The following is a 14106-nucleotide window of genomic DNA, read 5'->3' as shown; positions in this document are numbered from 1 at the left end:
CGCTTGCACCCGCCCCTTTCGTCATACGCCTCCCTGCCCTTCGCGCGTCCCCTCCTCCCTGTTCCGTGACCCTGTTCGGACAGAGTCGGCGAACGAGATCGAGCTCGAGTCCGTCGGCGGCGATCGCTTCGTGGGCTCGCGCGGCACGGTTACGCTCGTGCGCAAGGCCTCCGGCGAGGTGGCTGGCTTGACGATCAGCAATCGGCGCCTGCGCCGGCTGCAAGCAGATCGGCTCATGTAAAGGTCGCGCCCGGGATGCGCACGACGCGCCCCTGCTGAATGGGCGTAAGTCCGCCGCGATGCTGACCAGCGCCTTGCTCTGTCCGACCTGAACAGGGAATGGGATCGCGGCGGGCGTCATTGGCTGTCCGGTTACTCCAAACTCTTCCGTTCAATTTTATGCTGCCCGAGAGTCTGCCTCCTGCATCCAGGAGTGTTTCCGGCCAGTTGATGCGCCATCTGCAGCGCAACCTATCGTCAAAGAACGGTTACACACGGAGTCGAGTGCTATGGACAGTGCGCCTGCGAAACCCCCTGAAATACCAGTACTAGTCGGGGACTCCGCCGCGATGCGGGAGATGAAGGATCTCATTGAGTGCTACTCCTGCTGTGATGCATCGGTCCTGATCGAGGGTGAAACCGGCACCGGCAAGGAACTGGTGGCCCGCCAGCTGCACTACGCCAGCCCGCGCCGCGACAAGCCCTTTGTGCCGGTCAACTGCGGCGCCCTACCCGACACCCTGCTTGAGACGGAGCTCTTCGGCCACCGGCGTGGTGCGTATACAGACGCCCGCACCAGTGAGCAGGGGCTGGTGGAGTTTGCCAGCGGTGGCACGTTGTTCCTGGATGAAGTCGACTCGCTGTCCGCGCGGGCGCAGACCACGCTGCTGCGCTTCCTGCAGAGCGGCGAATTCCGGGTGGTTGGCGAGCGGACATTGCGTACCGCCAACGTCCGCGTGCTGGCCGCGACGAACTGTCCGTTGCTGTCGGCGATCGACCAGGGTCACTTCCGCCGCGATCTGTACTACCGGCTTGGCGCCCTGCAGCTGACCCTGCCGCCGCTGCGTGATCGTGGCGGCGACGTTCAACGGCTGGCCGTGCACCTGCTGACCGAGCTGACCGAGCGCTTCGGCCTGCCCCCGTGCGAGTGGACCGAGCAGGCATTGCATGCCCTGCCCCGCCACGACTGGCCAGGCAATGTGCGCGAATTGGAAAACGTGACACTGCGGGCGTGCATGCGCGCGGGCGATGGCCGGATCGGCCTTGCTGAATTGGCGCTCGCTGCGAAGGCGTTCTCTGCGCTGCCATCAACCTCGCCTCCGTCGACACCGCGCGCCGGCGGAGACGATCTGCTTTCGATGGCGGAAGCCAAGCAGCGTGCCGTCGAACGCTTCGAGCACGACTACCTGACCCAGCTGATGGCCCGTACCGGCAACAACGTCAGCCGCGCCGCAGCTGCGGCGAACACCGAACGCCGGCATCTTGGAAAGATGCTCAAGCGGCACGGCATCGGGCGCCACTGCCACAACTGATCGCCGGGTCCGGGCACACCCGAATGCATCGCCATTGGGTGTGCAATCACCCAGTCGATCAAGTCGCCCGGCGGCGCTTGCGCAACCTGACTGTGCTGAAGCTCACACTTTGACGCACGCTCCGTGCGTCCGAGCGCGCACGACGACGCAAATTTCCTTGGCATGGATGTTGCGAACCCTACCGGCAAAGCACCGGGATGCTTCGCATGGTCACGCTCGAGCCGCAGGGAAACGATCCGGATCTGGAAGTCGCCGACGCGGTGCTGTCGTACCTGCGCGCGCATCCAGAAGCCGCCGACACACTGCAGGGCATCGTTCGATGGTGGCTGCCGCAACAGCGATACAGCCGCGAAAGCGGTCGTATCGAGGCCGTGCTGGCGTCGCTCGCCGAACGTGGCCGCCTCCAGGTTCGAATGCTTCCGGATGGACATTTTCTGTATGGATTGAACGTCGCCTCCGACGCCGATCGCACCGACGAACTGCACTGACCGAGACCCAGGAGAACCGAAATGCCTGCTGCCCTCAGCTACCCCGGTGTTTATGTAGAGGAAGTCCCCAGTGGCGTGCGCACCATTACCGGTGTGGCCACCTCGGTCACGGCATTCGTTGGCCGCGCACTGCGTGGCCCAGTAAATGAAGCGGTGACCATCAACGGCTTCGGTGACTTCGAGCGTACCTTCGGCGGGCTATGGCTGGGCAGCCAACTCGGTTACGCCGTTCGCGACTTCTTCCTCAACGGCGGCGGGCAGGCGGTGATCGTGCGCCTGTTCCACCCCAGCTACGCCAGCGACGCTGACCGCGCCGATGCCGAAGCGGCGGCCGCCGATGTGCTGGCGGCTGCGTCCGCTGGCGCCGACCTGGCGACGGTGGTCGCCAATGCCAGCACCAAGGCCGCCACCTTCACCGAAGAACCCGAGCTGTCAGCGGCCAAAGCTGTCGCCGCAGCCATCACCGCCGCCTCGGGAGCAACAGGGGCGACCAAAGACACCGCGCTCGCCGCCGGTGCCAACGCCGCCGCGCCCTCGCGCGCGACCCTGCAGGCCGGCGGGTTGTCCCTGCAGGCCGCGAACGAGGGGCGCTGGGGCGGAAAGCTGCGCGCTGCCGTCACGATGTCGGGCAATGCCGAGGTCGCCGCCGCGCTGGGTGTGGGCGCCGGCGACGTGTTCAACCTGACCGTGCGCGATGCCTCGCCCGCCGGTGGCAGCGAGACCTACCTCAACCTCACCGTGGTCGAAAGCGCGCGCCGCGTGGACCGGGTGCTGCTCTCAGAATCCAACCTGGTGCGCGTACAGGGCAGCCTGCCGGCCACCGTGGAGAATGGGGTGGACGACGTCAGCGCGGCGGAAGACGCGGTGGCCGCGGCCAAGATCGCATTCGACAAGGGCGTGCGCGACAGCGTCGACACGACCACGCTGAAGCAGACCATGGACCAGGCGCGCGCAGCGCTGCAGGTGGAGTATGACGAGGCTGACCGCCGGGCCAGCGATGGCGGCGCCTTGGCCGCGACCGACTTCCTGCCCGAGCTCGGCCTGGTGCTGAAGCGCGGCCTGTATGCACTGGAGCAGGCCGATCTGTTCAACCTGCTGTGCATTCCGCCCTACCGCAGCGACGACGGCGCGAACTTCGACGCCGAAGCCATCGTACTGGCGGCCGCCACGGCCTACTGCGAGCAGCGCCGCGCCTTCCATGTCATCGACTCGCCCAGCACGTGGGACACCAAGGCCGACGCGCTGGACGGGCTGGACGACTTCGCCTCGCCGCGCAGCCGCAACGCCGGGCTGTTCTTCCCGCGCCTGCGCCAGCCCAACCTGCTGCGCAACAACGCCATCGAAACCTTCGCGGCGTGCGGCGCAGTGGCGGGCGTGTTCGCGCGTACCGACACCCAGCGCGGCGTGTGGAAGGCGCCGGCTGGCCTCGACGCCGGCCTGGTCGGCGTGCCGCAGCTGTCGGTGCCGCTGACCGATGCCGAAAATGGCGAGCTCAACCAGCGCGGCATCAACTGCCTGCGCGCCATGCCGGCCAGCGGCCGCGTGGTCTGGGGCGCACGAACGCTGCGCGGTGCCGACCAGCTGGCCGACGAGTACAAGTACATCCCGGTGCGGCGCACCGCGCTGTTCATCGAGGAAAGCCTGTTCCGCGGCCTGAAGTGGGTGGTGTTCGAGCCCAACGACGAGCCGCTGTGGGCGCAGGTGCGGCTCAACGTCGGCGCGTTCATGCACAACCTGTTCCGCCAGGGCGCCTTCCAGGGCAGCTCGCCCCGCGACGCCTACTTCGTGCGCTGCGACAAGGACACCACCACGCAGAACGACATCAACCTGGGCGTGGTGAACGTCGTGGTGGGGTTCGCGCCGCTGAAGCCGGCCGAGTTCGTGGTGTTGAAGCTGCAGCAGATCGCCGGCGCGATCGAGACCTGATCACCCCTTCACTGGAGCACGTCCATGGCGCAGTTCACTGTCAACACACAGCGTTTCGACCCGTACAAGAACTTCAAGTTCCGGGTGAAATGGGACAACAAGTACGTGGCCGGCATCAGCAAGGTGGGCGCGCTCAAGCGCAGCACCGAGGTGGTGGAACACCGCGAAGGCGGCGACCCCAGCATCAGCCGCAAGTCGCCTGGCCGCACCAAGTCCGAGCCGATCACGCTCGAGCGCGGGGTGACCCACGACAAGGAGTTCGAGCAGTGGGCGAACAAGGTGTGGAATTTCGGCTCCGGCCTGGGTTCGGAAACCTCGCTGAAGGACTTCCGCAAGGACCTCATCATCGAGGTCTACAACGAAGCCGGCCAGCTGGCGATCGCCTATCGCCTGTTCCGTTGCTGGGTATCGGAATACCAGGCGCTGCCCGATCTGGACGCCAATGCCAACGCGGTAGCGATCCAGCACATCAAGCTCGAAAACGAAGGCTGGGAGCGTGACCCCGCCGTGGTCGAGCCGGCCGAGCCCAGCTTCACCGAGCCGGCCTGAGCATGACACCGATGCCTGCTCACGCTCACGGCCCCGGATTCGAGCAGGTGCTGTTGCAGACCTGGGAGCAGCTGCATGCCGCTGCCGCCGACGCACGCGCCGTGGGCCTGTTGCAGGCGGTGTGGCCGCAGCCCGAGGTGGACGCGTGGAGCACTGCGAGCCTGGGCACCCGCGATGCGGCGCTGTTCTGCCTGCAGTCGGCCTTGTTCGGGCCTGAGCTGCACACGTTGACGCAGTGCCCGGCCTGCGGCGAAACCCTGGAATCGGCATTCGACTGTGCGCAGTTCGGTGGCGGGGAGGCGTCCGTTCCGGTGCCTGCGGCATTGGCGCTGCGCGAGCAGGACTGGGAGATCGAGTTCCGCCTCCCCAGCAGCAATGACGTCATGGCATTACGAGAGGCAGCTGTAGACCCGGCACTTGCGGTCGCCGCGCTGCTGCGCCGCTGCGTGTTGCGCGTGCGCCAAGGCGAGCGCGAGGCCAGCGCCGACGAATTGCCGACCGCGCTGGTGGCGCAGTTGGAAGTCCGCATGGCCGAGCACGATCCCCTGGCCGACCTGCGCCTGACGCTCACCTGCCCGGCCTGCGCCACGGCGTGGGCGGCGGCCTTCGACATCGGCGGGTATCTGTGGGAATCGCTCGACGACTGGGCCCAGGATCTGCTGTCCGAAGTCCACCAGCTGGCGCGCGCCTACGGCTGGCGTGAACACGACATCCTCGCGCTGACGCCGGTGCGCCGGCGCTTCTACCTGGACCTGGTGCAGCCATGAGCGGCCTCCTCCAGCGGCTGGTGGACCGGGTACAGGGCCCGGCGGATACCGCGTTGCGGCGGCGCAGGCCGAGCGTATTCGAGACCCGCGACAGCGTGCCGTCCTCGCTGATGGCATTCGATGCGGTGGGCGCTCCGCCACTGCCGGTGCCGCCTGCGCGCTCGGAAGGCGGGATCGTGCACAGTCACGAAATCCGTTATCACCCTCGCGCGGACGCACAGCCTGCATCGCGCGCGCAAAGTGCCGAGGGCGTGACCACACAGCCGACAACGGCGGCGCATCCGACGCAAACCGCATTGCCAGCGCCACCGTCGCTGCGCCCCCTGCCCGCCCCGCCCACCGCAGCGGAAGCGCGGCGGAATGTGCCCGCCGTCGCCCCCAGTGCCGTTGCGCCGAATCCCTCGGTGCAGCGGCCCCAACGCCGGCCGGATTCCCCGGTGCTGGAGCGCCATGCACCGCGCAGGCAGCCGGCGGCCGAACCGGTCGACCCCACCCCGCTGCGGCGCGCGCGCCCCATGCCGACCGAACCCGCCCCTTCCCCACCGCCCGTGCCGGCCTTGCCGTTGCCGCCGCGTCTGCCGGCCACCCAGCGTGCCGCCACGCCGGTCGCCCATCCGGCGCGTCGCGCGGCGTTGCCTGCCGCGACCGATACGCCGGTGCACGTCACCATCGGCAGCGTCGAAATCCGCGCCCACGCGCCTGCGCCTGCGCCGCAACGACCGGCGTCGCGCACGGCCAGCGGCACCGCGGTGCCCAGCCTCGATGCCTACCTGCGCCAGCGCCACGGCGGCCCGCGATGAGCAACGCGCTCGCCATCGCGGCGGTGACCGCCGCATTGAAGAATCTGGTGGATCGTCACCTGGATGGGCTCGACCTGTCCGCGCTGGGCAGCGTCAGCGTCGGCGCGATGGCGCTGGACCGCGTGCTGACCGGCGACAACGAGCCCAACCAGATCAACCTGTTCCTGTACCAGGTCAGCGCCAACAGCGGCTGGCGCAACAGCGGTCTTGCGTCCCGCGACGGCGCAGGCCAGCGCGTCAGCAACCCGCCGCTCGCGCTGGACCTGCACTACCTGCTCACCGCCTTCGGCAACCAGGAGCTGAGCCGCGATGCGCTGTTCGGGCTCGGCATGCAGGCGTTGCATGAAACCCCCATGCTCGACCGCGACCGCCTGCGTGCGCTGCTGGCGCCACCGGCCACGCCGTTCGGTGCGTTTTCGGCCGAGAGTCTGGCCGACCAGGTGGAGTGGCTGAAGATCACCCCGCAGTACCTGAGCGCCGAGGAGCTGTCGAAGCTGTGGACGGCGGCGCAGGCACGCTTCCGCGCGTCGATGGCCTATCAGGTCTCGGTGGTGCTGATCCAGTCGGAGGCCAGCGTGCGCGCCGCCTTGCCGGTGCTGCGGCGCGGCCCCGACGACCGTGGCCCCCGCGCCGTCGCCGCGCTGCCGCCGCGCCTGCGCGCGGTCGAGAACCTCACGCTGCCGGGGCTGCGTGGCGGGCGCGTCGGCGACCTGTTGCGGGTCGATGCGGACGGCGCCGGTGCCACTACCCAGCTGGTGTTCGAACACGCGCGCAGCGGCCTGCGCCAGTCGCTGCCGTTGCTGGCCGATGGCCCCCGCCACTGGCGAGTTCAACTGCCGGCCGCCGACGCGCCGGATGTTGCGTCCGCATGGGCGCCCGGCGTGTATACGCTGCGCCTGCGCACCAGCACGCCCGGGCAACCTGAGCTGATCGGCGATGCGGTGCCGTGGATGCTGGCGCCGCGGATCACGCTCACGCCGGTGACGGCGGCCGCGGATGCCGATGTCGCGCTGGCACTCGACTGTATGCCACAACTGCTGCCCGCCCAGCACGCCGGCCTGAGGCTGCTGTTCGGGGGGCAGGAACTGGCGACTGGCAGCGTCGACACGCCGGCAGATGGCAGCCTCCCCAGCACGGTGCATGCAACCGTACCGGCGGCGATGGCCTCCGCAGGCGTGCATGCTGTGGCGCTGCGCGTGGAGGGCGTGGACAGCCTGCCGGTACTGCTCAGTGACGGTGTGCCGCAATTCGACCCGCAACAGAGCGTGGAGCTGACCTGACCCCATGCGCACCCTCGCCCCCCACGACCACCCCGGTTGGAGCCTGGCCAACGAGCGCTATCTGGCGCTGTCGCTGGACTGGCTGCACCTGCGCCTGCAGGCGTTGGCGCCCTCCCCTGCCAGTGCTGCCGCACCGCCGGCAGCCGGCGGGTCGCCGCGTGCCTGGCCGCGCTGGAAGAAGAACGAACCCGCCTTGCCTGCCCTGCCTGCACCGGACCCCGCTGCGACACTGGCCGACGTCGCCGCTGCCCGCGACGCCATCGCCAGTGAGGACCCGCCGCCGGCACTGCTGGCGCTGGCACAGCGGTTTGGCCTGGATCGCTTCGAGACCGACATTCTCTGGCTGTGCGTGGCGGTCGAGCTGGATGCCACGCTGCCTGCGGCGATTGCGGCCGCGCAGGACGGCGTACCGGTGCCGACATTCGCGCTCGCGCTGCGCCTGTTCGACGATGCGGCGTGGGATGCCCTGTCGCCCCACCGGCCGCTGCGCCACCTGCGTCTGCTGGAAATCAACCAGCCCGGGGCGACCGCGCTGACTGCCGCCGCACTGCGTGCGGACGAGCGCATCGTCAACGCCGTCAAGGGTCTCAACGTGGCCGACGCGCGTCTGCATGCCTGGATCGGCCCCGAAGTCGCGGAGCAACCCGTGTCGGGGCTGCAGCAGGCCAGCGTGGAGCAGATCCTGGCGGCGCTGGACGATGAGCCCGGCGACACCCCGCCGGTGGTCCAGCTGCTGGGCCAGGACCGCCACAGCCGCCTGGCGATCGCCTCGCAGGTGTGCGCGCGGTTGTCGCGTCGGTTGCACCGCATCGCAGCTGAATCGCTGCCGCTGCAGCGCGGCGAACTGGAGACGCTGGCGCGCCTGTGGCGCCGCGAGAGCCTGCTGCTGCCGCTGGCGGTGTACGTGGAGGCCGACGAGGCCGAGGGCGAGCGGTTGGCCGCCGTATCGACCCTGCTGTCCCTCCCGCTGGGGCCGGTGTTCGTCGGTCTTCGGGATACGCCATTGGCGCTGGAAGTACCCAGTTGCCACGTCCGCGCGCCGCTGCCGACCGCCAGCGAGCAGTACCACGCGTGGCGCGAGGCGCTGGAAGAAGAAGACAACGAAGTCGAAGCCGCCAGCCTGTCCAGCCACTTCGACCTTGACCTGGGCCGAATCGGCCAGGCCGCCGCAGGTGCACGCACACGGGCCGTTCCCGCCTGGGATCTGTGCCGCGACTTCGCCGCGCCGCGGTTGGACCAGTTGGCGCAGCGGCTCGAACCCCGGGCGCGCTGGGACGACCTGATGCTGAGCGAAGAGCCGCATGCGCTGCTGCGCCAGATCGCCGCGCAGGCGCGCGAGCGCCACCGCGTCTATCGGGAATGGGGCTATGGCGCGCGCATGAACCGCGGCCTCGGCATCAGCGCGCTGTTCGCCGGCGAGAGCGGCACCGGCAAGACCATGGCCGCCGAGGTGATCGCCAACGAACTGCGGCTGCACCTGTACCGCATCGACCTGTCCTCGGTGGTCAGCAAGTACATCGGGGAAACCGAGAAGAACCTGCGGCGCCTGTTCGACGCCGCCGAACAGGGCGGCGCGCTGCTGTTCTTCGACGAGGCCGACGCCCTGTTCGGCAAGCGCAGCGAGGTGAAGGACAGCCACGACCGCTACGCCAACATCGAGATCAACTACCTGCTGCAGCGTATGGAGTCGTTCTCCGGCCTGGCCATCCTGGCCACCAACATGAAGGCCTCGCTGGACAACGCGTTCCTGCGCCGCCTGCGCTTCGTGGTGAACTTCCCGTACCCCGGCCCGGCCGAGCGCAGCCGCATCTGGCGCAATGCATTGCCGGCGGAGGTGCCGCGCCGCGCATTGGACGTTGAGCGCTTGGCGCGCTTCAACCTCAGCGGCGGCAACATCCATTCCATCGCGCTCAATGCCGCCTTCGCCGCCGCGGCCGACGACGATGCGGTGGACATGCCACGCATGCTGGCCGCGGTACGTGCCGAACTGCGCAAGCTGGGCCGGCCGGTCGACGAGGCGGACTTCCGTGTCGGCGCCCCCGCGGCGGCCGCGAGGGCACCCGCATGAGCGCGCGCCTGCACATCGAGCATGTCGTGCTGCATGGCGTTGCCCTCGGTGCCGGGCAACGCCAGCAGTTCCACGCCGCACTGGAAGTGCAGCTCGGTGCCCTGCTCGTGCAGCGGCCGCTGTCGCGCCCCGTCGCGCAGGAGCACCTCGTCGCGGCACCGGTCGCGCTGGACCGCGCCACCGCCACCGACGATGGCGCGCGCGCCGTCGCCACCTCCCTGCTCGGCTGCCTGCGGCCATGAACGAGGCGCTGCGCCAGCGGGACAGCTGCCTGGCGCCGGCGCCCGGCGCGGGCGTGGCATCGCGCTGCGCCTGCGGCAACCATACGATGGGCGAAGCCCGCTGTGGCGCCTGCACGGCAGCCGCCCATGACGCCGGATCCGTGGCACTTGGCGAGCACGACGACCCGCGCGAGCGCGAGGCCGACCGCTTCGCCGACGCCTACGCAACCGGCCGTGCCGCGCCCTCCTTGCCGGGTGCAACTGCAGGCACATCGCGCGCATCGCGCATCGCCCCGCCGGTCTCGCTGGCGCGCACGCTCGACAGCCCCGGCCAGCCGCTGGACCCCGCACTGCGCGACGACATGGAGGCGCAGACCGGCACCTCGCTCGGGCATGTGCGCGTGCATCACGATACGGTCGCGGCGCAGTCGGCGCGCGAGCTGGGCGCGCAGGCCTACAGCGTCGGCGGCCATGTTGCCTTCGGCGCTGGCCGCTACGCGCCCCGCGAGCCCGACGGCCGCCGCCTGATCGCCCACGAACTGGCCCACGTGGCCCAGGACCGTGGCGCCGCACCCGTGCTGCGGCGCAAGCCGGAGGCTGGCAAAACCACGTCGCCCAAGGCCGCGCCTGCCAAGAGCCCCGACGCCGACAAGAAGAAGGACGACCCGGACTGGACCCGGCTGCAGATTCACAGCACCGGCATGGACGCTGCGGCCGCCTACCTGGGCGCCAACAAACTGAACTTCCGCGGGGAAGAGCTGCGTAAGATGGTGTTCGTCGGCCTGCACCCGAAGTTCCTCAAGGTGTACGACGACAGCGGCAAGGCGGTCGGCGGCAAGCTGCCCTTCAAGGCCATCAAGGGGCTCAAGTTCACCCCCGGCATCTACGTGCATTACGGCAACGCGATGCGCGCGGTGACGGTGGATCGGAGCGGCAAGAGCATCGACATCGAGTCCAGTGCCAGCCCCGTGGTCTCGCGCGATCTCACCGCCGACGAAAAGAAGCAGGCCGATGAAGAGGCCAAGAAGGCCCCGGCCGGTGCGCCCGCGCCGAAGACCCTGCCGATCATGGACCTCACCGCGATCCTGCAGGACGCGGGGTCGTTCCGGCAGCGGGTCAACGCCACCCCGCACCCACTGGTGATCTACTTCGTGCCCACCTACGAAAACAGTGGGAGCGGCAGCAAGGAAGGCACCGGCGGCGCCGGAATCTACGCCAGCCCGGTCGAAGGCCGTGGTGACGGCCAGCCACCGAACGCGCCGCCGTGGCCGGTGAGCATGACCGGGCCGAAACTGGTGCCGGTCGATGCGAACCCCACCTACTCGGCGACCATCGATTGGGGCGCCAACGGCAACTGGAACATGGCTTCGAAGGCGATCTCGCAGATCGGCGAAACCATCCATTACCGCTGGGAATCCTTCGACGTTACCCAGTATGCCGAACAGCAGGCGAAGAAGGACGCCGCCAAAAACAACGGCGAGAAGGTCGACGAGAGCGGCCCCAACTACGAGGAGAAGCTCGAGGAACTCAAACATGCGAAGCGAGGTGCCGGCAAGGATGTCACCGGCATGGGCGGCGCCAACCATGAGTTCAACCGCGCCTTCGGCGACTGGTGGAAGGACAATCGGCGCGCCGCGCGTGGCACGGTCAACCCGCAAGGCGACACCGTGGGCGAGCGGATGTCGAATGCGGCGGCCAACCGGCTGGCGCTGGAGCTGGCCCCGGTCTCGTTGCTGACCACCGCCATCGGCGCAGCGTTGAGCTGGGTGGCCGAGCTGTTCGCCGGGCCGCGCACCCAGCAGGAGATCCCCTTCACCAAGAAGGGCATCTACCTGGTGCGCACCATCACCACGCCGGCCATCAACGAGGACCACCAGGGCAAGCAGATCATCCGCCCGCCCTCGGTCGCGAGCAAGATCACCGAAGTCACGCCGATGGAGAAGGCCGTCGACGAGGCGCTGGATGAGCCCAGTGCGCAGCTGGCCGAGTTGCGCACGCAGATCAAGATCGCCGACAACGCGGGTGAAACAGCCAAGGGCAAGTACCTGCGCGAGCTGCTGGCGCAGGCGGAACTGCGTTTCGAAGGCTCGGCACTGGATGTGCTGCGCAAGAGCGAGGCCGAGAAGCAGAAGGAGCTGGACGACTTCCGCAAGGAAGCACCGGGCCTGTCCGACTACGGTCGCGAACGCGACCTGGAACTGGTGCAGGACCAGATCAAGCGTTACCAGCGCCACGAAGCCGAACGCACCGCCGGCGCCACCGACCTGCAGCCGATGCGCCGGCTCAATGCCACGCTCATGTCCGAAGTCACCGGCGAGCAGTACCCGCTGCTGCTGTCTGCCGGGCCGATGGCGAAGAGCGGCGACCGCTTCCGCTGGCTGGTCAGCGACGTGACCAACCGCGATGGCGACGCCTATGTCGGCATGGGCGGCACGCCGAGCGAAGCGTTGCGGTCGGCATTGACCAAGTTCGGCGGCCATGCCGCCTACGGCCGCGGCAAAATCGGCGTGCGTACCGGCACGCTCGGGCTGGAAGACGGCGCGCCCGCAACGATGTACATCGAAAGCGCCCCGGCCAACTGGGCACTGGCCGAAAAGCGGCTGGACGACCTGGTGATGACGCTGGCTGCGGTGGGCCTGTTCGTCGCCTCGGCCGGCACGGCGGGCGCGGTGATCGGCGCCGGCGTCGCCGCCGCCCGGCTGATCCAGCGCTGGCAGGCCGGCCGCCTCTACCTTGATGCGCAGACCGTCAGCGACGCCCTGGGCGTACTCGGTGGCGTCGGCGCCCTCGGGCAGACCGTGGCCACGCTGCGCGTGCAGCGCTTCGAGAAGGTGTTCGCCATCGTCCAGGAGGGCAAGTTCACCCAGGCCCAGGTCACCGTCGCCACCGATGCGCTGAAGGCCGCCGAGCGCGTGGCCAAGGGCGTGGAGATCGCCAACGAGGCCCTGAACTACGGTGGCCTGCTCTGGGGGAACCTCAGTTTCCTGGACCAGATGGTCGACATCGCCGAGCAGGAGAACAGCGGTGGAATGACCCACGCCGCCGCCCGCCGCGCACGCGCCCAGGCGATCGGCTCGGCGGTACAGAACAACGGCCTGTTCATCGCCGGCAACGTGATGAAGGCGAAACAGGCGGCCAAGGATGCGCAGGGGCCAGCCAAGCCAGCGTCCAAGGGCGCAGGCGCGAAGGAAACCCTGCCGCCGGAGCACGCGACCACGCCGGGCGAACCGACCACCAAGAGTCCGCTTGAGCGCATGCCGGGCGAACCACAGCTGGGCGAGCCTTCCCCGATCAAGGAAAAGTCGAACGCCGCCGACGATGAAGCCCGCCGCAGGGAAGCAGACAAAGAAGCCTCAGCCAAACCCGAGGCCGCAGGCCCCGGAACAAAACCTGCCGCCGAACGCCGCGCCACGCTCGAGGAGATGGCGCGCGAGCTGCCGCCGGACCTGCGCAAGATGGCCCGCATCGACGAAACGCTCGAGGGCAACGACGTCCGCGTCGATTACAAACTCGACGAGAAGACCGGGCAGATCACCGATATCAGCATCCGCTGCAGCCCGGACGCGCGTCCTGAAACGGTTGGCATGCACGCCGACACGGCGCGCGCGATGCAGAAGTACCAGGGCTTCTCCGGCCGGGTGAGGCTGGCCATCGCCGATATCGCCCGGCTGATCGGCATCGACGCGGTCAAGCCAGAACACCGCGCCTCCTACGAGGCGACGCTCGAAGTCCAGAAGCTGCCGAAGGCCATCAAGCAGCAGATGGAGTTCATGCGCACGCTCGGCCCGGAGCAGGCCAGCCGGGCCATGGCCGAGCTGGAGAGCCTGCAGGTGCAGCTCGACCAGCACCTGCGTACGCTCGACATCGGCACGGACTTCGCCGGCGATGGCGAAGGGTTCGTCGCCGCCAAGGGCCTGTCCAAGGCCAAGCAGGCCCAGTACGCCGAGCTTGAGACCAAGCTGCGCGGCCAGGAGGTGGGCGGCGCCGGCCACAAGCGGACCCGCCGCGCGATGTACGAACTGATCGGCGGCGACCTGCCCTACGAGAGCTGGTCGAAGGTCTACGAGGCCAACGTCAACCGTGCCAACAAGGCCAACGCGATTGTCGCCGCCGAGCACGAGCGGCTCGGCCTGGGCAAGACCGAGCAGACCATCGAGACCGGCGAGGACGAAGTGCGCCGGCTCGACATTGCCGACAAGAAAAGGAAGATCGGCATCGAAGTGAAAGCCTACGAGAAGGGCGAGATCTATGCGACCAAGGAGATCGTCTCGGAAGTCCTGCGCGACGCCAAACTGGTCAAGCGCGGTTGGAAGATCAAGTGGATGCTGATCGACACCGAGCCCAGCGGACCGCTACTCAAACTGCTGCTGGACAATGGCATCCTCGTGGAGCGGCGCACCTCCGATGGCAAGGGCAACAGCACCTTCGTCAGCCGCAACCTGCCCAAGCGATGAACCCTCACTCCTTCCATGAGC

10 protein-coding genes are annotated in these 14106 nt (G+C 68.8%); all 10 read left to right on the top strand.

Annotation, left to right across the window (positions count from 1 at the left end; genetic code table 11):
• Window positions 1–509: 509 nt before the first annotated feature.
• The 10 genes from ACOZHM_RS00440 (at window position 510) to ACOZHM_RS00395 (ending at window position 14085) form a co-directional block, all read left to right on the top strand.
• Complete coding sequence (locus tag ACOZHM_RS00440; protein WP_421566997.1) at window positions 510–1532, top strand: sigma 54-interacting transcriptional regulator; 1023 nt, start codon at window positions 510–512, stop codon at window positions 1530–1532.
• Window positions 1533–1738: 206 nt separating this feature from the next.
• On the top strand, window positions 1739–2020 hold the full coding sequence (locus ACOZHM_RS00435) for a hypothetical protein (RefSeq protein ID WP_421566995.1): 282 nt from the start codon (window positions 1739–1741) through the stop codon (window positions 2018–2020).
• 21 nt (window positions 2021–2041) lie between these two features.
• Window positions 2042–3946, top strand: a complete 1905-nt coding sequence (locus ACOZHM_RS00430) for a phage tail sheath family protein (RefSeq protein ID WP_421566993.1) — start codon at window positions 2042–2044, stop codon at window positions 3944–3946.
• 24 nt (window positions 3947–3970) lie between these two features.
• Complete coding sequence (locus tag ACOZHM_RS00425) at window positions 3971–4495, top strand: phage tail protein (RefSeq protein WP_421566991.1); 525 nt, start codon at window positions 3971–3973, stop codon at window positions 4493–4495.
• An 11-nt stretch (window positions 4496–4506) separates the two neighbouring features.
• Window positions 4507–5262 carry a hypothetical protein gene (locus tag ACOZHM_RS00420; RefSeq protein ID WP_421566989.1) on the top strand — a complete coding sequence of 252 codons (756 nt, stop codon included), beginning with the start codon at window positions 4507–4509 and terminating at the stop codon, window positions 5260–5262.
• Entirely contained in the window at window positions 5259–6062 is an 804-nt protein-coding gene (locus tag ACOZHM_RS00415; protein ID WP_421566987.1) for a hypothetical protein, read from the top strand. Before ACOZHM_RS00420 ends, ACOZHM_RS00415 begins: the two co-directional genes overlap by 4 nt.
• On the top strand, window positions 6059–7342 hold the full coding sequence (locus ACOZHM_RS00410; RefSeq protein WP_421566985.1) for a DUF4255 domain-containing protein: 1284 nt from the start codon (window positions 6059–6061) through the stop codon (window positions 7340–7342). Before ACOZHM_RS00415 ends, ACOZHM_RS00410 begins: the two co-directional genes overlap by 4 nt.
• A 4-nt stretch (window positions 7343–7346) precedes the next feature.
• Complete coding sequence (locus tag ACOZHM_RS00405; RefSeq protein WP_421566983.1) at window positions 7347–9410, top strand: ATP-binding protein; 2064 nt, start codon at window positions 7347–7349, stop codon at window positions 9408–9410.
• The gene (locus tag ACOZHM_RS00400; protein ID WP_421566981.1) at window positions 9407–9652 is read left to right on the top strand and encodes a hypothetical protein; all 246 of its coding nucleotides are present in this window, start codon (window positions 9407–9409) and stop codon (window positions 9650–9652) included. Before ACOZHM_RS00405 ends, ACOZHM_RS00400 begins: the two co-directional genes overlap by 4 nt.
• Window positions 9649–14085, top strand: coding sequence for an eCIS core domain-containing protein (locus ACOZHM_RS00395; protein ID WP_421566979.1), 4437 nt, complete (start codon window positions 9649–9651; stop codon window positions 14083–14085). Before ACOZHM_RS00400 ends, ACOZHM_RS00395 begins: the two co-directional genes overlap by 4 nt.
• Window positions 14086–14106 lie beyond the last annotated feature (21 nt).

It is taken from the genome of Stenotrophomonas sp. PD6, assembly GCF_049199305.1.
In the GTDB taxonomy this organism is placed as follows: domain Bacteria; phylum Pseudomonadota; class Gammaproteobacteria; order Xanthomonadales; family Xanthomonadaceae; genus Stenotrophomonas.
The sequence above is the reverse complement of the archived record's forward strand: the minus strand, read 5'-3'. Positions and strand labels throughout refer to the sequence as shown.